18 protein-coding genes and 1 pseudogene are annotated in these 16,775 nt (G+C 55.6%); 12 read left to right on the top strand and 7 right to left on the bottom strand.

What is annotated here, in order from left to right; genetic code table 11:
- Nucleotides 1-11: 11 nt before the first annotated feature.
- Nucleotides 12-848 carry a MetQ/NlpA family ABC transporter substrate-binding protein gene (locus ACU4F7_RS05925; protein WP_481638240.1) on the bottom strand — a complete coding sequence of 279 codons (837 nt, stop codon included), beginning with the start codon at nt 846-848 and terminating at the stop codon, nt 12-14.
- Nucleotides 849-1,105: 257 nt separating this feature from the next.
- Between ACU4F7_RS05925 and ACU4F7_RS05920 the strand changes: the two genes are divergently transcribed.
- Genes ACU4F7_RS05920 through ACU4F7_RS05905 form a run of 4 tightly spaced genes read left to right on the top strand, consistent with a single transcriptional unit; the run spans nt 1,106 to nt 2,537 of the window.
- Nucleotides 1,106-1,513, top strand: coding sequence for a dual OB domain-containing protein (locus ACU4F7_RS05920; RefSeq protein ID WP_481638239.1), 408 nt, complete (start codon nt 1,106-1,108; stop codon nt 1,511-1,513).
- On the top strand, nt 1,513-1,950 hold the full coding sequence (locus ACU4F7_RS05915) for a DUF488 domain-containing protein (protein WP_029592140.1): 438 nt from the start codon (nt 1,513-1,515) through the stop codon (nt 1,948-1,950). The genes ACU4F7_RS05920 and ACU4F7_RS05915 overlap by 1 nt, the downstream gene beginning before the upstream one ends.
- On the top strand, nt 1,947-2,321 hold the full coding sequence (locus ACU4F7_RS05910) for a hypothetical protein (RefSeq protein WP_235470215.1): 375 nt from the start codon (nt 1,947-1,949) through the stop codon (nt 2,319-2,321). Before ACU4F7_RS05915 ends, ACU4F7_RS05910 begins: the two co-directional genes overlap by 4 nt.
- A gap of 15 nt (nt 2,322-2,336) precedes the next feature.
- Nucleotides 2,337-2,537: a DUF4326 domain-containing protein gene (locus ACU4F7_RS05905; RefSeq protein ID WP_268761140.1), complete on the top strand. Its 201-nt coding sequence runs from the start codon at nt 2,337-2,339 to the stop codon at nt 2,535-2,537.
- 23 nt (nt 2,538-2,560) lie between these two features.
- On the opposite strand, the gene ACU4F7_RS05900 is transcribed toward ACU4F7_RS05905, so the two are convergent.
- Nucleotides 2,561-3,064 (bottom strand): EAL domain-containing protein, encoded by a 504-nt coding sequence (locus ACU4F7_RS05900; protein WP_481638238.1) that lies wholly within the window; start codon nt 3,062-3,064, stop codon nt 2,561-2,563.
- Between the two features lie 164 nt (nt 3,065-3,228).
- Between ACU4F7_RS05900 and ACU4F7_RS05895 the strand changes: the two genes are divergently transcribed.
- Entirely contained in the window at nt 3,229-3,402 is a 174-nt protein-coding gene (locus tag ACU4F7_RS05895; RefSeq protein WP_481638237.1) for a hypothetical protein, read from the top strand.
- 925 nt (nt 3,403-4,327) lie between these two features.
- On the opposite strand, the pseudogene ACU4F7_RS05890 reads toward ACU4F7_RS05895, so the two are convergent.
- The 3 genes and pseudogenes from ACU4F7_RS05890 to ybbA all read right to left on the bottom strand — a co-directional run.
- Nucleotides 4,328-4,669 (bottom strand): annotated as a pseudogene (locus ACU4F7_RS05890) (hypothetical protein); the annotation flags it as partial.
- A 175-nt stretch (nt 4,670-4,844) separates the two neighbouring features.
- Nucleotides 4,845-7,259, bottom strand: a complete 2,415-nt coding sequence (gene ybbP / locus ACU4F7_RS05885) for a putative ABC transporter permease subunit YbbP (protein WP_481638236.1) — start codon at nt 7,257-7,259, stop codon at nt 4,845-4,847.
- The gene (ybbA, locus tag ACU4F7_RS05880) at nt 7,256-7,942 is read right to left on the bottom strand and encodes a putative ABC transporter ATP-binding protein YbbA (RefSeq protein WP_029592135.1); all 687 of its coding nucleotides are present in this window, start codon (nt 7,940-7,942) and stop codon (nt 7,256-7,258) included. The genes ybbP and ybbA overlap by 4 nt, the downstream gene beginning before the upstream one ends.
- On the opposite strand from ybbA, the gene tesA reads away from it, so the two are divergent.
- The 5 genes from tesA to ACU4F7_RS05855 all read left to right on the top strand — a co-directional run bounded on the left by tesA (nt 7,910) and on the right by ACU4F7_RS05855 (nt 11,729).
- Nucleotides 7,910-8,539: a multifunctional acyl-CoA thioesterase I/protease I/lysophospholipase L1 gene (gene tesA / locus ACU4F7_RS05875; protein WP_024557368.1), complete on the top strand. Its 630-nt coding sequence runs from the start codon at nt 7,910-7,912 to the stop codon at nt 8,537-8,539. The two genes, ybbA and tesA, sit on opposite strands and share 33 nt — an antisense overlap.
- Before the next feature lie 28 nt (nt 8,540-8,567).
- Nucleotides 8,568-9,338 (top strand): SDR family oxidoreductase, encoded by a 771-nt coding sequence (locus ACU4F7_RS05870; RefSeq protein WP_481638235.1) that lies wholly within the window; start codon nt 8,568-8,570, stop codon nt 9,336-9,338.
- Nucleotides 9,339-9,396: 58 nt separating this feature from the next.
- Nucleotides 9,397-10,251: a co-chaperone YbbN gene (locus ACU4F7_RS05865; protein ID WP_029592132.1), complete on the top strand. Its 855-nt coding sequence runs from the start codon at nt 9,397-9,399 to the stop codon at nt 10,249-10,251.
- A 96-nt stretch (nt 10,252-10,347) separates the two neighbouring features.
- Nucleotides 10,348-11,265 carry an SPFH domain-containing protein gene (locus ACU4F7_RS05860; protein ID WP_029592131.1) on the top strand — a complete coding sequence of 306 codons (918 nt, stop codon included), beginning with the start codon at nt 10,348-10,350 and terminating at the stop codon, nt 11,263-11,265.
- Nucleotides 11,262-11,729 carry an NfeD family protein gene (locus ACU4F7_RS05855; protein WP_481638234.1) on the top strand — a complete coding sequence of 156 codons (468 nt, stop codon included), beginning with the start codon at nt 11,262-11,264 and terminating at the stop codon, nt 11,727-11,729. The genes ACU4F7_RS05860 and ACU4F7_RS05855 overlap by 4 nt, the downstream gene beginning before the upstream one ends.
- Before the next feature lie 72 nt (nt 11,730-11,801).
- On the opposite strand, the gene ACU4F7_RS05850 is transcribed toward ACU4F7_RS05855, so the two are convergent.
- Nucleotides 11,802-12,293 carry a M15 family metallopeptidase gene (locus ACU4F7_RS05850; protein WP_481638233.1) on the bottom strand — a complete coding sequence of 164 codons (492 nt, stop codon included), beginning with the start codon at nt 12,291-12,293 and terminating at the stop codon, nt 11,802-11,804.
- A gap of 381 nt (nt 12,294-12,674) precedes the next feature.
- Nucleotides 12,675-13,082, bottom strand: coding sequence for a Cu(I)-responsive transcriptional regulator (gene cueR / locus ACU4F7_RS05845; RefSeq protein WP_029592127.1), 408 nt, complete (start codon nt 13,080-13,082; stop codon nt 12,675-12,677).
- A 104-nt stretch (nt 13,083-13,186) separates the two neighbouring features.
- Between cueR and copA the strand changes: the two genes are divergently transcribed.
- Nucleotides 13,187-15,691, top strand: coding sequence for a copper-exporting P-type ATPase CopA (gene copA, locus ACU4F7_RS05840; protein WP_481638232.1), 2,505 nt, complete (start codon nt 13,187-13,189; stop codon nt 15,689-15,691).
- Nucleotides 15,692-15,940: 249 nt separating this feature from the next.
- Entirely contained in the window at nt 15,941-16,738 is a 798-nt protein-coding gene (locus tag ACU4F7_RS05835) for a TraB/GumN family protein (protein WP_029592125.1), read from the top strand.
- Nucleotides 16,739-16,775 lie beyond the last annotated feature (37 nt).

Raw genomic sequence — 16,775 nt, 5'->3', positions numbered from 1 at the left:
AAGCGATGCGCTTACTGTTTTTTCGCCGCCGTCATCCAGTCCGGCTGCTGAAACGCGTTATAGATGTTTTTCGGATCGTTGATCACCGCGGCGTAAGCCGGGGATTTCACGACCGTAACAATATCTTTCGCGAAAGGTTTGTCCGCATCTTCCGTGCGCACCGCGATAATATTTTTCAGGCTCTCATCCAGCTGTTCCTGCTTCAGGGCAGTAGAGAGCTTAAGGCCGGCGGCGATAGCGAAGTTGCCGTTTACCAGCGAAGCGGTTACGCCATCCAGCGTGCGGGGCAGTTGCGCGGCTTCCAGCGGCTTAAAGACCAGCCCCTTCGGGTTGCTGGCGATATCGCGCTCGGAAGCTTTCGTCGGGTCAATATTCTCTTTGATGGTGATAAGCCCGAGCGACTGCAAAAAGCGCAGGCCGCGTGCCAGGTTGGTCGGGTCGTTGGAAAGCGTAATGATGTCGCCTTTTTTCAGCTCGTCGACGCTTTTGATTTTGCGCGAATAGAGCCCCATCCCTGCCGTCGGCACGGTAATCAGCTTCGTGAGCTTCAGCCCTTTGTCGGCGGTGAATTTTTCAAAATAGAGCGAGTGCTGGAAGAGATTGGCGTCGATGCTGCCGTTGGCGAGCGCCATGTTCGGCTGCACATAGTCGCTGAACTCGCGCACCACGACTTTATAGCCTTTCTCTTTAAGCGAAGGGGCGATGGCCTGCTTTACCATGTCGCCATACGGTCCCGGCGCCACGCCGAAAACGATAGTGTGCGGGTCGCTGCCAGCATGTGCGAGCTGTAGCCCGCAGGCCAGCAAAAGCGCGCCGGTTGCGGCGCGAAACGAGTGACGCAATCCCATAACTTCTCCATTTAAAACGTTGCGTTGCTGTGTGGTGCGCCGTGCTATGCGGCGCAATCCTTTCTTGCCCTGTGGATAAAGGCCTCGCTTAACATGGCACAGATCGCAAGCCGCTGTCCTTGAAATTATTTCAAGATGTAGCCGGATATGTCGTTGAATAGAGAGCAATAAGGTTATGCATTTTGTGAATTTGCATAGCAGGAGAACGGGAAAGCGCCGGACGGGCGGATGCCTGCCCGGCGTTGGGGTTAAACGCGTTGTCGCTCCGTCAGATAAAAGCGCGCCGGGCGCGCGGTTTAGAAGTCGTAACGCAGACGCACCAGGTCGTCGGTGCTCATCAGACAAGTAGCGGTAAGTTTGATCAGGTACATCCTGATGAAGTAGAAGACCTTAACGATAGCCTTTATTTTATAGAGGCCGGGCTGATTACTTTTGTAACGTCTCGTTGGGAAAACCAAAAGGTAGAAGTGCGAGCTGAGTTTACTTATAACGAAGTAACATACAATCTCAAGGTAACTGATTACAAATGGCTAAATTATTTTGAAGATAAAGAGGTAGGCCGCTACATGAGGCCTAATTGTTTTATAACTGAGAGCCTTGCATCAGAAGCATTTGAAAATGCTGCAGGAAAATTTCACTACAAACTAATAGCTGAGATAATTTAATGAAAGTATTTTCAATTGGATTTACTGAAAAAACTGCTGAAAATTTTTTCACCCTGATTAAGTCACAGCCAATTAAAACTCTGGTTGATGTACGGTTAAATAATGTATCGCAACTTGCTGGTTTTGCTAAAAAGAAAGACCTCGAGTTTTTCCTTCGTGAGTTGTGCGGAGTAAAATATGCACATGTTCCCGACCTTGCACCTACCAAAGAGATGCTCGCCCCTTATAAAAAAGGTAATGTCTCATGGGAGATTTACGAAGATAATTTCTTGAATCTTATGGCAAAAAGAAATATCGAGCGTATAGATAAGAGCTTAATCTCCGACGGTTGTTTGTTATGTAGTGAGCATAAGCCCCACCACTGTCATCGTCGTCTTGTGATAGAATATCTGAACAAGCATTGGGATACAGATTTTGAGGTTAAGCATTTAATATGATGAAAGTACTGATTATGTATCATCCTGATTTTGCTTCAAAGGGTAAGTTTGAGCGAAAGCTTACCCGTATCCTCTCCAAATCGAGTGAATACCAAGTATTCTATTTTGAAGATAACCAGAATTTGATATATAACTATTTTTCTTCTGATTTGATTTTTAAACTTGAACCTGACCTCCTTACAGATGCTTTTAATCTTGGTTTAACCCACGCTGTTCTTATCGATTCAGCTTTGAAACCCGAGTTCACGACAATTTATGAAACGTTATCATCACACTTTCCTGTAAGGTATATAAAAGATAAAATTACTTTTGTATCCAATAAAGACAGGGGTGAACACTTCGATGTTTATTGCGGTCGCGGTACTTTATGAGGTAATCCCTATGCGATTGGAGCCGATGGTGATCGTGATGAAGTTATAAGAAAGTTTAAGTATGACTTTGATCGAAACTTTTTAAAAAGTGGAGAGGATTTTAAAGAGAATCTTAAAGCACATCGAGGTAAAATTCTTGGATGCCATTGCAAACCATATCCGTGCCACGGAGATGTGTTTGCCAAATATTTAAATGAATTAGATGATGGTGAATGAAGCCGCTTCACAGCAGCTTAAAGCTATATAAGAGATATAACCTTAGAGAAACTCACACCGCGATATAGATAGCATTGTACCGCCGATATCCCTGCATCCTGTAGTACTGGTATCTCCTGCCGATCCTCTACTTCTTCTACAATCACATACGGGCAGTACTGCATGATGTTCTTCATTAGTATGTTGAAGGTGGGTTTCTGTACCTCATGACGATAAAACGTCCTATCCAGTTTCACCGCCTCATAACATCCGGTAGTCAGTGCGGCGACATTAGCACGGCCTGAACCAGGATCATCAAGGAACAAGCGATAGCCAACGTTTAACAGTGTTTTAAGTACCAGATGTTCAATACCCATTTCAAACCCTTCAAAGTCTTCTGAGATCCCAAGCCTGATAAAGTCCAGTCTATCCAGTAGTTGAATAATTTCCCTGTCAAAGACACATAGCCGTGCCTGTATGGTATCAATGTTAACGGTACAGAAAAGCCGGTGATCTCTGAAACAGGCAGACCTACCCTCACTAAACATAAGTATTTAACCCATTGAATATTGAACATTTTATTTTATTTTTAGTGATTTATTCTATTACCTCCTGCTCGTACTGATACTCCAGCGATAGATACATCTTGTTTATCATTCAGAGACTTATTACTGTTATGTGAGATATGGATAGGGAGAAACGGGAAGGATTCATGAGCTACAACTCGCTTATACTGAATAAAATTGATGCTGATCGCTACATGGCTAACCTGCTGGACAGGAGCCTTGACGCTGTACAGCAGCAGGCCGTACAACAAGCTAAAAATATCTACTCAGGGGTGGAAAGGCTTTCGTGGTATAGCTCTTGCTTTATGGATAACTACTAGGACGTTTGTACACGCTTAAAGCAAGAAGATATTAGATTTGCTAAGGCAATATTTACATTAGCAAAACACATTGATGTAATTAGAGAGATGATTGAAATATATGTTAACTATATGTTTGAGAATCTCTCTGATCAGCGAATCAGAAATATTACACGAATATTGGCTATGTCCGGTACGTTCGTTACATCTTCAACACTGACAAGATTATCTATTGCTTATTCTGTATCTGCTCTGGTTGCTTCAAGTTTAGGGATGAGAGTATCTGTTGAGGGGGCTTTAACTACTTGGGCTACGAGGGGCATTGCCCTGGTTGGTGCGTATGGGTATGTACAGATAGCTTCTCAGGCTGCCGAACGGCTCTTACATAAACACGGTCGGTACTACAGAGATCTCTACGGTCGCGATCTGGAAATGTTATATTTTCTTATTGAGCCCATCATTGAACGTGTAGATGCTAATAACCAGTGGCAGAAGACTGATCAGGACATTGTATCTGACATTATAAGGTTAATCAGATGAAGAGAATGTTAAAAGTATTTTGGGATGATTTACATAGATTAATCTTTAGAGTTTATTTGCCTATTGGTGTTTCAATAATATTTTTTATTATTGCGGCTAATTATTGGGAAGATTATGCTCATATATCATCATTCATCTTCCTGATAGTTGCTTTTATTGTCAGTGATAAACTGTTCAAACAGAAACGTTAAGTCCTTATCATGTATGCATATTCTTTTTAGAAATGGATTTTATCGACAACCCCATTAATACCGTACATACAGTATTAATGGGAGAGCTAAGAAATGGGCAATAAGAACGGTTACAATCCATCCATACGTAGAGGTGTTCACCAGTTCTCAAACAATGGGATATGGTTCACGGTCTGTTATTGGGGGAGTGCTCTTGAGCAATTCAAATTTGGTGAAAAGTAAGGCTGAATGGATTTCACCGCATACTGCCCCACCGGGAAGTATAACCGGCGAAGTACTCAATGCCCCAGGCGCCGCCCGCAAAATAATCATTCACCGCGACTTTTTTGGTGGTCATGAAGCTCTGATACCCGCCGCCACCTGCGGAGAGAGTCCAGTTATCCGGCTTACAGCTCAGCGCGACGAATACTGCCGCCAACGGTGAAGTTAAGCCGGCTCAGCGGATTGCCCGCCTGCGGGTCTTGTTTAAGAACGGTGATTTCCGCCTGAGCGGCGCAAGAAAGCAGTGCCACTGCCGCGCCGACGGATGCCGCCAGCGCTTTCATTTTTATAGTCATTCTATTCCCTTGATAAATTGCCGTATAACATTTAGCAAGCGAATAATAACCAGGATTAACCCTGCCGTGTTGGCGGTTTTTTACTAAATCGTGCTACTAAATATCAGATTTTTATTATCTGGTGCTGCTAAAACACGCTACGACGGTAGAAAAATCGGCGCAGCGTGTCCAAACGTTAACCAGCGAACTGGCGGAACAGCGCCCGTCCTTTTAACAATCGCACGCCAAGCCAGCCGCCGCAGAGCGAAAGCAGCAGCGCGCCGCAAAGCGGCAGGATGCCCCACAGCCGCCAGTCCGGCTCCCACGGGAAATCAAACACCCGGGTTTGCAATATCCCGAGCGCCGTTTCCGCGCCGATGGCCGCCACCAGCCCCGCCACCAGCCCAAGAACGGCGAACTCGCACCACAGCGTGGCGCGCAGCAGCTTTTTGCCTGCACCCAGCGTACGGTAAACCACCAGTTCCTGATGGCGCTGACGCATGCCCACCTGAACCTGAGCGAGCAGCAGCAGAATGCCGCAGACGGTGACCAGCACCACCATCACTTCCAGCGCCCGGCTCACCTGCTCCAGCACCTGGCCGACCTGGCGCAGAATAGCGCCGATATCCAGCAGCCCCACCGTCGGGAACTCACGGTTAAGCTGCGCCAGCATGGTGTTGCCGTTTTCCCAGCGGAAGCTGGTAAGCCAGGTTTGCGGCTGGCCGTCGAGCGCGCCCGGCGGGAAGATAAAATAGAAGTTGGGCCGCAGGCTCTCCCAGTCGACTTTACGCAGGCTGGTGACTTTCGCGGTGAAATCCTGCGTATCGCCGGTGAAGGTGACGCTGTCGCCGATATGAATATCAAGGCGCGCCGCCAGCCCCTCCTCCATCGACACTTCGCCCGCTTTCGGCGGCCAGCGGCCAGCGGTGATGGGGTTATGTTCCGGCTTCCGGCTCTGCCAGGTGAGGTTAAGCTCGCGGTTAAGCGCCTCATCCTGGTTGCCTGCAGTGGCGACGCCGTTAATCTGCGTCAGCCGCGCCCGCACGATGGGATAAAACGATTCGGGGGCAATTTGCCGTTCGGCAAGAAACGCCTTCATTGGCTCAAACTGTTCCGGCGCGATATTAATCAAAAAATAGTTCGGACTTTCCGGCGGCAGTTGCTGCTGCCAGCGGTCGAGCAGGTCGCCCCTGAGCACCAGCAGCAAAGCCAGCAGCATAAAGGAGAGCGAGAACGCGGCGAGCTGGCTGAGCGTCTGCCAGGGTTGACGCAGCAGGCGGTTAACCGCAAGGCGCAGCGGCAACGCCTTGATAGTCAGCCTCTTCAGCACCCGCAACAGCCCCCACCCCACCAGACCGCAGAGCAGCGCCAGCACCACGGCCCCTGCCAGCACCGACCAGAGCAGCATATTGCCGCCCATCAGCCAGGCGAGCAGCGCCACGACCACCAGCGTAATAACGGGCAGATAAACCTTCAGCGGCCAGACGTTGGCCACCGCGTCTCGTCTTAATACCCGCAGCGGCTGGGTGGCGAGCAGCAACCGGTACGGGCGCAGCCCCACCAGCAGCGAAATCACCCCCATCGACCCCACCGCCCACAGCCACGGCCAGAAGCTCGCCGCAGGCAGGTCGGCGGGCAACACCGGTTTGAGCAGATGCATCAGCACCGCTTCAAACACTTTTCCCGCCAGCCCCCCGGCCACGGCGGAGAGCGTGAGCACCAGCAGCCACTGCCCGACGATAAGCTTGCGCAGCGCGGCGCTGTCCGCGCCGAGGGTCTTGAGAATAGCCACCAGATCGTAACGGCTGCGGCAGTAGTGCCCCATCGCCACCGCCACGGCGGCCACCGCCAGCAACAGCGTCAGGAGCGCCGAGAGCAGCAGGAATTTTTGCGACCGCTCAACGGATTTGCCCAGCGCCCCGTCGTCTTCTTCCATGCCGTACCAGCGATGCTCGGGTTTGAGCTTCGGCAGTAGAAAATCTTCGTAACGTTTAATCTGCGCAGGCGTGCCGGCGAATTTATAGCGCCACATCAGGCGGCTGCCGGGCTGCACCGCGCCGGTTTTTTCCACGTCATCAAAATGCATCAACAGCCGCGGCGCCATCTGGAAAGGGTTAAAGCCCGCGTCCGGCTCCTGGATAACCGCTCCCGCCACGGTAAGCGTGGCGTCGCCCACGTCTATCCTGTCGCCCGCCTTCACCCCGAGCAGCGCCATCAGCCGGGGCGCCAGCAACACCCGGCCCGGCTGCGGCTTCAGATTCGGCGGGTCGGTTTGCAGCGCGCCGTAGAGCGGATAAACGCTGTCTACGGCCTTCACGCTGGCGAGCTGCGGCGCTTCGGCGCCGAACGTCATGGTGGTGAAAGAGAGCTGTTTGCCCGCCTGCAAGCCATCGCGCTTAGCCTCCAGAAGCCAGGCCTCCGGCACTGCGCGCGAGCTTCTCAACGCCCGGTCGCCTGCAAGAAATTCCCGGCTCTGCTGACTTAAGCCTTTTTCCATGCGGTCGCTGATGGTGCCGAGCGCCAGCACGCAGGCCACCGCGAGGCTGAGCGCCAGCCAGACTATCAGCAATGAGGGGGAGCGCCATTCGCGCCAGAACCAGCGGGCTATCATGCTTCCTCCCATAATTTGCCGTCTCGCAGGCGCAGGCGTCTGTCGCAGCGCGCCGCCAGCTCCGGATCGTGCGTGACCAGAATCAGCGTGGTGGCGTAATCGCGGTTTAAGGAAAAAAGCAGATCGGCGATGCGATCGCCGGTGTGGCGATCGAGGTTGCCGGTGGGCTCGTCGGCGAAGAGCACCGAGGGGCGGCCGTTGAAGGCGCGGGCCAGCGCTACGCGCTGCTGCTCGCCGCCGGAAAGCTGCGCGGGCAGATGGTCAAGCCGCTTGCCAAGGCCGAGCTGCTCAAGCAACCGCTTCGCCTGTTCGCGGCTCGCCTTGTCGTTTTCGCCCCGCAGCAGCGCGGGCAGCTCGACGTTCTCCAGCGCGTTAAGCGTTGGGATCAGCATAAACGACTGAAATACAAAGCCGACATGCTTCGCCCGCAGACGGGCGCGCGCCTCTTCGTCCATGTCATGCAGCGGTTCGCCAAGCAAGCGCACCTCCCCGCTGCTGCCGTCGTCGAGCCCGGCCAGGATTGCGAGCAGCGTCGACTTGCCTGAGCCCGACTCGCCAATCAGAGCGATGGTTTCGGCTGGTTTGACAACCAGCTCAACTCCGGTGAGGATGGAGAGCGCGTGTTCCCCCTGACCGACGGATTTAAAAAGATGATGAACTTCAAGGCTGTTTTCCGCTGGCATCTCGCTTTCCTGTTGTTTGTTTTTGTCAGTTTTCGCGCCGCGGCGGCGGACACGCTGCTGGTTCTTGGCGACAGCCTGAGCGCGGGCTATCGCATGGCGGCGAACGCCGCCTGGCCTGCGCTGCTTAACGATAAGTGGCAGCAGCGCGACACCCGCGTGGTGAACGCCAGCATCAGCGGCGACACCGCGCAGCAGGGGCTCGCCCGTTTGCCCTCCCTGCTTGAACAGCATAAACCACGTTGGGTATTGATAGAGCTTGGCGGCAACGACGGCCTGCGCGGTTTTGCGCCGGACGCCATCGCCGCAACCCTGCGCCAGATTATCGAGCAGGTAAAAGCGGCGGGCGCTGAACCGCTGCTGATGCAAATTCGCCTGCCGCCCAACTATGGCCGTCGCTATACCGAAAGCTTCAGCGCCATCTACCCTGAACTTGCGAAAGAGTACTCCGCTCCGCTGCTGCCTTTTTTTATGGAGGAGATCTACCTTAAACCGCAGTGGATGCAGGATGACGGCATTCATCCCAATCGCGACGCGCAGCCTTATATCGCAGACTGGATGGCGACGCGGCTGGCCCCTTTAGTTAAACACGACTCCTGACCCTGAGGGGCCAGAAGCGGGTAAAGTTATGCAAAAATCACTCTTAATTACAGGATGTTCCAGCGGCATTGGCCTGGCCAGCGCCATCGAATTACAGCGCATGGGTTTTCGCGTGCTGGCCGCCTGCCGCAAGCCGGAAGATGTCGCGCGTATGAACGCGCAAGGGTTTACCGGCATACTGCTGGATCTCGATTCGCCCGCGAGCGTCGAGGCCGCCGCCGCCGAAATTATCCGCCTTACCGATAACCGTTTGTACGGCATTTTTAATAACGGCGGCTTTGGCGTTTACGGGCCTCTCGCCACTATCAGCCGCGAGCAGATGGAGCAGCAATTCGCTACGAATTTCTTCGGCGCGCACCAGCTCACCATGCTGCTTTTGCCCGCTATGCTGCCGCACCAGGAAGGGCGCATCGTCAACACCAGTTCGGTGATGGGACTTATCTCCACGCCAGGGCGCGGCGCTTACGCCGCCAGTAAATATGCGCTTGAAGCCTGGTCCGACGCCCTTCGCATGGAGCTTCGCCACAGCGGCATTAAGGTGAGCCTGATTGAGCCAGGTCCCATCCGCACGCGATTCACTGATAACGTTAACCAGACGCAGACGGACAAACCGGTGGAAAACCCGGGCATCGCCGCACGCTTTACGCTGGGACCGGAGGCGGTAGTGGCAAAGGTGCGCCATGCTTTTGAAAGCCCGCGGCCCAAAATTCGTTATCCGGTCACGATGGTGACGCACGCCGTCAGCCTGCTTAAGCGCCTGCTGCCCGCCCGCGCGATGGACAAAATTTTACAGGGCTAAGTTGAAGGCGACGCGCTCGCCCCCATGTAAAAAAGAAATCGACAACAGAGAGTGACTCATGTCCGTACAGAATATTGTCAACATTACCGAAGCGAACCTGCACCAGACGCTGGAGCAATCCGTCTCCGTGCCGGTGCTGTTCTATTTCTGGTCCGATCGTAGCCAGCACTGCCAGCAGTTGACGCCGGTGCTGGAGAAGCTGGCCGCGCAGTACAGCGGTCAGTTTATCCTCGCGAAAGTGGATTGCGACGCCGAACAGATGGTCGCCGCGCAGTTTGGCCTGCGCGCCATTCCTACCGTTTATCTTTTCCAGAACGGCCAGCCGGTAGACGGCTTCCAGGGGCCGCAGCCGGAAGAGGCTATCCGCGCGCTGCTTGAAAAAGTCTTGCCGCGTGAAGAAGAGCTGAAAGCCCAGCAGGCGATGCAGCTGATTGAGCAAGGCGACCACGCCGCCGCGCTGCCGCTGCTGAAAGAAGCCTGGCAGATGTCGAACCAGGAGAGCGAAATCGGTCTGCTGCTCGCCCAGACGCAGCTGGCCTTAAGCCGCGCCGATGAGGCCGAAGCGGTGCTGAAAACCATTCCGCTGCAGGATCAGGATACTCGCTATCAGGGTCTGGTGGCGCAAATCGAACTGCTGCGTCAGGCGGCGGATACGCCGGAGATCCAACAGCTTCAGCAGCAGGTACAGCAAAACCCGCAGGATGCGCAGCTCGCTGCACAGCTGGCGCTACAGTTTCACCAGGTGGGCCGCAACGAAGAGGCGCTGGAGCTGCTGTTCAGCCATTTGAAAAAGGATTTGGCCGCAGGCGACGGCCAGGTGCGTAAAACGTTCCAGGAGATTCTGGCCGCGCTCGGCACCGGCGACCAGCTGGCTTCTAAATATCGCCGTCAACTCTACTCCCTGCTGTATTAATACCTCTCGTCAATACCTGGATTCGGATGACGATGGGCGCTGCGCCCGTCGTCGTCCGGCGCTACAATAAGCAGCAAAATGACAGGAGGTTTTTTAATGCTTATCGTTATCCCGGTTCTTATCTTCGTCGCGCTGGTGATTGTCGCCGCCGGCGTCAAAATTGTGCCGCAGGGCTACCAGTGGACGGTAGAACGCTTCGGCCGCTACACCAAAACCCTGCAGCCCGGTCTTAGCCTCGTCGTCCCCTTCATGGATCGCATAGGCCGTAAAATCAACATGATGGAGCAGGTGCTGGATATCCCCTCTCAGGAGGTGATTTCAAAAGACAACGCCAACGTTACCATTGACGCGGTCTGCTTTATTCAGGTTATCGATGCGCCGAAAGCGGCTTATGAGGTGAGCAACCTTGAGCTTGCCATTATCAACCTGACAATGACCAATATTCGTACGGTGCTCGGCTCAATGGAGCTGGACGAAATGCTCTCGCAGCGCGACAGCATTAACACGCGCCTGCTGCACATTGTGGATGAGGCGACAAACCCCTGGGGCATTAAAGTCACGCGTATTGAAATTCGCGACGTGCGTCCGCCCGCTGAGCTTATCGCCTCGATGAACGCGCAGATGAAGGCCGAGCGCACCAAGCGCGCCTATATTCTGGAAGCGGAAGGGGTGCGCCAGGCGGAAATCCTGAAGGCCGAGGGGGAGAAGCAGTCGCAGATCCTGCGCGCCGAAGGCGACAGGCAGTCCGCTTTTTTACAGGCGGAAGCGCGGGAACGCTCCGCGGAAGCGGAAGCGCGCGCCACGCAGATGGTGTCCGAAGCTATCGCCGCGGGCGATATTCAGGCGGTAAACTATTTTGTCGCGCAGAAATATACCGAGGCGCTGCAGCAAATTGGCTCGGCTAACAACAGCAAAGTGGTGCTGATGCCGCTGGATGCCTCCAGCCTGATGGGGTCTATCGCCGGTATTAGCGAGTTGATTAAAGAAAGCGGCAACGAGCGGAAACGGCCATGATCGCGCTTTTTTTCGAGCATCCTTACGCTTTCTGGCTGAGCCTCGGCGGCCTGCTGCTCGCCGCCGAAATGCTCGGCGCGAGCGGCTACCTGCTGTGGAGCGGCGTGGCGGCGGTGGTCACCGGGCTGCTGGTCTGGCTGCTGCCGTTCGGCTGGGAGTGGCAGGGCCTCTGCTTTGCCGTGTTGACCGTACTCGCCGCCCTGCTCTGGTGGCGCTGGCTCGCACGGCGCCCGCAACCCCGGGCTAACGCCGCGCTCAACCAGCGCGGCCAGCAGCTTATCGGCCAGCGCCTGCAACTGGACGCCCCGCTTAGCAACGGTCACGGCCATGTCCGCGTGGGCGACAGCAGCTGGCCGGTTATCGCGAACGAAGATATGCCGGCAGGCGCGCTGGTGGAAGTCATCGCCGTTGAAGGCATCCGCCTGCGCGTACGTCGCCTTACTCAGAGTACCCCGGCGTCATAAAAAAATGGGCAGCCGGTTACTGCGCTGCCCCAATATGCTGCACTCAACATCTTGTGACTTCCCTGCCTTTTTTCAGAGAAATTTTTTAATTTCGAAATGGGTGGCATCCGGCGCCATGCTGAACGTTTTTCCCCACGTAAAACCGTAATACTGAAAAACCGGCGCCAGCGGCGCGCAGGAAATCCCGTCCATGCCGTCGTTCTGATTGATATCCAGCGCCAGCCCAAAAGCGTGATTAGAAGGCAGCGAACTAAAATAGCCGCTGGTTGGTCTTCTTAAGCGCATCTTAAATACTGAGTTGCATTGCGTAATAATGTCCAGCAGCCCTTGTTTTTCTATTTCCGCAAACACCGTCAGTAATTGTTTATGGGCTTTTTTATGAAAAAAGAGATCGCTGTCAGAATTTTCCCGGCCTTCCAGCTGCGGAATGTGCACAAAGCCAAGCTGCGAAGAGGGTTCAAAGCCCTTGATAAAACTAATAGTATCACCGTACAACGGCGGATTATGGTCGGTAACATAGGTAACCTTGCCTATTAAGGGATGCTCGTAGGAATATACGGACATAATTGCTCCAGACGCTTTTTATAGTCACTCATGTGATGAAATATCTCCGGCATGCAGCGCACTGCATTGCATATCAGGAGGCAGGATATTTTTATTTTTTTAGAATATGAGCAGTATTCCCGCGCAACTAAACCAAAGCCTGCGCAGAAAAATAAAAGCGTTTAATAAAGATCACTATTTATTATTAATCTAAAGCATGATTAGTCATTTTCAATCATACTTTCTTCGCGTTTTTTGCACGTAACAGGCTATCGCCGTGATTTATTTTACCGCGTAATTTTCTGCTGACCCGCTGGGCGCAAAGGATATATTTCACCAAAGCGATGGACTAAAAATAGCCGCGCCAGCATGTAGCCGCGTTATCACTCGCTTTCTTACCGCTTACTTTTCGCTGCGATGGCAGCAGCCGGAAAGCGTATCAATGATTGGGCAGTCAGCGCTGTCGTCGCCGGGGCAAGCCTTTGCCAGCGCCAGCAGATGCAGGCGCATCGACTGAAGCTCTTCAATATGGCGCTCAATCTCCGCCACTTTTTGCAGCGTGCGGGCTTTAACATCCGCGCTGTGGCGGGCCGGATCGTTAAACAGGTGCACCAGCTCCCGGCACTCTTCCAGGTTAAACCCTACCTGGCGGGCCTGGCGCAGCAGCGTTAACTCATCCAGATGCCGCTGGCTGTATGTGCGATAGCCGTTATCGCCGCGCAGCGGCGGCGTCACCAGCCCTTTCTCTTCATAAAAACGAATCGCTTTGCTGGTTAAACCGGTTTTTTTCGCCACATCGCTAATATTCATTATCCCCCCTTGACCTTCCCCTTGATGGAAGGTTTACGCTTTATCACAGTTAAGCAAAACCTTTTTTTGGTCAAGCTCATTGTGAGCAACAGAGGAGCGTTACTATGTCAAACACCATTGAACTGGCCCTGGACGGCCTTTCCTGCGGCCACTGCGTGAAACGGGTAAAAGAGAGTCTGGAGCAGCGCCCTGACGTTGAGCAGGCCGAAGTGACTCTTGATCGCGCGAAAGTCACCACCAGCGCCAGCGCCGATGCGCTTATCGACACGGTTAAACAGGCCGGCTACGACGCGACCCTCGCGCACCCAAAGGCTGAGCCGCTGGCAGAGTCAACGCTCCCGCCGGAAGCACTGACAGCGGCCCCCTCCACGCTTCCGGCAGAGGCGCAGCCTGATGACGACAGCCAGCAGTTGCTGATTAACGGCATGAGCTGCGCCAGTTGCGTCAGCCGCGTGCAAAACGCCTTGCAGGCGGTGCCGGGCGTCCGGCAGGCGCGGGTAAACCTGGCGGAGCGCACGGCCCTGGTGATGGGCAGCGCCTCCGCCGCTGAGTTAGTCGGCGCGGTGGAAAACGCGGGCTACGGCGCCGAAGCGATAGAAGATGACCAGGCGCGCCGCGAGCGCCAGCAGCAGACGGCGGTCGCCGCCATGAAGCGCTTTCGCTGGCAGGCGATCGTCGCGCTTGCGCTCGGCATTCCGGTGATGGGCTGGGGCATGTTCGGCGACAACATGATGGTCACCGACGCTAACCGCAGCCTGTGGCTGGTTATCGGCCTGCTGACGCTCGCGGTAATGATCTTCGCAGGCGGCCATTTCTACCGCAACGCATGGAAAAGCCTGAAAAACGGCGCGGCGACCATGGACACCCTGGTGGCGCTCGGTACAGGCGCCGCCTGGCTTTACTCCATCAGCGTCAACCTCTGGCCGCACTTTTTCCCGATGGAAGCACGCCACCTCTATTACGAGGCGAGCGCCATGATTATCGGCCTGATTAACCTCGGCCATATGCTGGAACAGCGCGCCCGCCAACGCTCATCCAAAGCGCTGGAACGGCTGCTTGACCTTACGCCTCCCACCGCGCGCGTCGTCACCGAAAACGGCGAGAAAAGCGTGCCGCTGGCCGAGGTGCAGTCAGGCATGACGCTGCGGCTTACGACCGGCGACCGGGTGCCAGTGGACGGCGAAATTACCCAGGGCGAAGGCTGGTTCGACGAAGCCATGCTGACCGGCGAACCGGTGCCGCAGCAGAAAGGCAGCGGCGATGCCATTCATGCCGGAACGGTAGTGCAGGACGGCAGCGTGCTGTTTCGCGCCAGCGCCGTGGGCAGCCGCACCACCCTTTCGCGCATTATCCGCATGGTGCGCCAGGCGCAAAGCAGCAAGCCGCAGATAGGCCAGCTGGCGGATAAAATCTCCGCCGTGTTCGTGCCGGTGGTGGTGCTGATTGCCCTGCTCAGCGGCGCCATCTGGTATTTCGCCGGGCCAGCGCCGCAGATTATTTATACGCTGGTGATTGTCACTACGGTGCTGATTATCGCCTGCCCCTGCGCGCTGGGCCTCGCCACGCCGATGTCTATCATTGCGGGCGTGGGGCGCGCGGCGGAATCCGGCGTGCTGGTGCGTGACGCCGACGCCCTGCAACGCGCCAGCGAAGTCGACACGCTGGTGTTTGATAAAACCGGGACGCTGACGGAAGGCAAACCGCAGGTGACGAAGACATTCACCGCTGAAGGTTTTAGCGAAGCGGACGCGCTGCGCCTCGCCGCCGCGCTGGAGCAAGGCTCAAGCCACCCGCTGGCCCATGCCATCCTTGAGAAAGCGCAGGGTATGACGCTGCCTTCCGTTAACGGCTTTCGCACCCTGCGAGGGCTGGGGGTAAGCGGCGAAGCGGAAGGCCGTCAGCTGCTGCTTGGCAACCGTGCGCTGCTGGAAGAACAGCGTGTTGATGCCTCTGCGCTTGCGCAGACGATTGAGCAGCAGGCGGGCTTTGGCGCTACGCCGGTGCTGCTTGCCGTCGACGGTAAGCTGGCGGCGCTGTTCGCTATTCGCGATCCGCTGCGCGGCGACAGCGTGGACGCGCTGGCCCGGCTGCATCGTGAAGGCTACCGGCTGGTGATGCTCACAGGCGATAACCCGGTCACCGCTCACGCTATCGCGAAAGAAGCGGGTATCGACGACGTGATTGCGGGTGTCCTGCCCGACGGCAAGGCGCAAGCGATTATTCGCCTGCAAAGCGAGGGGCGCAAAGTGGCCATGGTGGGCGACGGCATTAACGACGCCCCGGCGCTGGCGCAGGCGGATGTCGGTATCGCCATGGGCGGCGGCAGCGATGTGGCGATTGAAACCGCCGCCGTTACGCTGATGCGCCACAGCCTGCTCGGCGTGGCCGACGCGCTGGCTATCTCCCGCGCTACGCTGCGCAACATGAAGCAGAACCTGCTGGGCGCGTTTATTTATAACTTGCTGGGCATTCCCATCGCCGCCGGGATCCTCTGGCCGTTTACCGGCACGCTGCTTAACCCGGTGGTGGCAGGGGCCGCTATGGCGCTGTCGTCCATTACGGTGGTCAGCAACGCCAACCGGCTGTTGCGCTTCAGGGTGAAGGAGTAAGCCGTTAGCCTGATTGCGCGTTGACGCCAGGCGGTGCGGCTTATCTGTCCTCAGGCAGGCGCTTTGCTGTTTTCTCGCCCTGCCCCTCTCTGCGTTGGCAAGAGAGGGGCAATTCTCTCTTTACCCCTCTCTTCTCTGAGGCGTCGCTCTCCTGGCTGCGAAGCAATTTTCCCGCTTTCAGGTGACGACGGCGATTTGCACCCTCTTCCGCCGCGCGCTAGCATGGTTTTCTTTTGTCAGGGAACGCTTATGGGTCTGTTAAGCCGTCTGATTGCCTTCTTTTCTCCGCTTCGTCCCGCTTATCCCTGGCCCGCGCTGGATGTAACGCTGCCTGGCGGCCGCTACCTGCATCTGGTCGGCAGTATCCATATGGGCACGCCCGATATGGCGCCGCTCTCGGCCCGCCTGCTGGAAAAGCTTAAGCGCGCCGACGCGCTGATTGTGGAAGCGGATATTCGCGGCGATGTCTCACCCTTTGGCAACGAGGCGGTTACGCAGCCGCTGCGCGAAAGGCTACAAGGCGAGACGCTCGCGCAACTGGAAAAATTTGCCGGCGAATTTGGCCTCTCACTCTCCCGGCTGGATGAACAACCCGCCTGGCAAGTGGCGCTGGCGCTGCAGGCGCACCAGGCGCAGCGCCTGGGTTTGCGGCCTGATTTCGGCATCGACTATCAGCTATTGCAGGCGGCGCAACGCTTTTCCGTTCCGGTGATGGAGCTTGAAGGGGCGCAAAGCCAGATAAACCTCCTGCGACAGCTGCCGCAGGAAGGCCTTTCGCTGCTGGAGGATACGCTGACCCACTGGCACACCAACGCCCGGCTGCTGCAGTTGATGATAAGCTGGTGGCTGGAAACGCCGCCTAAAAATACGGACGTTACGCTGCCCACCACGTTCAGCTCCGATCTTTACGACGTGCTGATGCACCAGCGCAACCTGCAATGGCGCGACTACCTCAGCGCGCTTCCCCCGGGACGCTATGTGGTGGCGGTCGGCGCGCTGCACCTTTACGGCGAAGGCAACCTGCCCGGGCTGCTCAAATCGTCCTGAACCCGCTGAGCAAGCTGGTACTATTTTTATCCGCTAC

It is taken from the genome of Franconibacter pulveris (genome assembly GCF_056780215.1).
This window is presented reverse-complemented; position numbering and strand designations above follow the sequence as displayed.

What these genes read in the sequence shown, in the direction of transcription:
- ACU4F7_RS05925 (WP_481638240.1), bottom strand. Translation starts at nt 848, where the DNA reads ATGGGATTGCGTCACTCGTTTCGCGCCGCAACCGGCGCGCTTTTGCTG.
- ACU4F7_RS05915 (WP_029592140.1), top strand. Translation starts at nt 1,513, where the DNA reads ATGAAAGTATTTTCAATTGGATTTACTGAAAAAACTGCTGAAAATTTT.
- ACU4F7_RS05910 (WP_235470215.1), top strand. Translation starts at nt 1,947, where the DNA reads ATGATGAAAGTACTGATTATGTATCATCCTGATTTTGCTTCAAAGGGT.
- ACU4F7_RS05900 (WP_481638238.1), bottom strand. Translation starts at nt 3,064, where the DNA reads ATGTTTAGTGAGGGTAGGTCTGCCTGTTTCAGAGATCACCGGCTTTTC.
- ACU4F7_RS05895 (WP_481638237.1), top strand. Translation starts at nt 3,229, where the DNA reads ATGAGCTACAACTCGCTTATACTGAATAAAATTGATGCTGATCGCTAC.
- ybbP (WP_481638236.1), bottom strand. Translation starts at nt 7,259, where the DNA reads ATGATAGCCCGCTGGTTCTGGCGCGAATGGCGCTCCCCCTCATTGCTG.
- tesA (WP_024557368.1), top strand. Translation starts at nt 7,910, where the DNA reads ATGATGAACTTCAAGGCTGTTTTCCGCTGGCATCTCGCTTTCCTGTTG.
- ybbA (WP_029592135.1), bottom strand. Translation starts at nt 7,942, where the DNA reads ATGCCAGCGGAAAACAGCCTTGAAGTTCATCATCTTTTTAAATCCGTC.
- ACU4F7_RS05870 (WP_481638235.1), top strand. Translation starts at nt 8,568, where the DNA reads ATGCAAAAATCACTCTTAATTACAGGATGTTCCAGCGGCATTGGCCTG.
- ACU4F7_RS05865 (WP_029592132.1), top strand. Translation starts at nt 9,397, where the DNA reads ATGTCCGTACAGAATATTGTCAACATTACCGAAGCGAACCTGCACCAG.
- ACU4F7_RS05860 (WP_029592131.1), top strand. Translation starts at nt 10,348, where the DNA reads ATGCTTATCGTTATCCCGGTTCTTATCTTCGTCGCGCTGGTGATTGTC.
- ACU4F7_RS05855 (WP_481638234.1), top strand. Translation starts at nt 11,262, where the DNA reads ATGATCGCGCTTTTTTTCGAGCATCCTTACGCTTTCTGGCTGAGCCTC.
- ACU4F7_RS05850 (WP_481638233.1), bottom strand. Translation starts at nt 12,293, where the DNA reads ATGTCCGTATATTCCTACGAGCATCCCTTAATAGGCAAGGTTACCTAT.
- cueR (WP_029592127.1), bottom strand. Translation starts at nt 13,082, where the DNA reads ATGAATATTAGCGATGTGGCGAAAAAAACCGGTTTAACCAGCAAAGCG.
- copA (WP_481638232.1), top strand. Translation starts at nt 13,187, where the DNA reads ATGTCAAACACCATTGAACTGGCCCTGGACGGCCTTTCCTGCGGCCAC.
- ACU4F7_RS05835 (WP_029592125.1), top strand. Translation starts at nt 15,941, where the DNA reads ATGGGTCTGTTAAGCCGTCTGATTGCCTTCTTTTCTCCGCTTCGTCCC.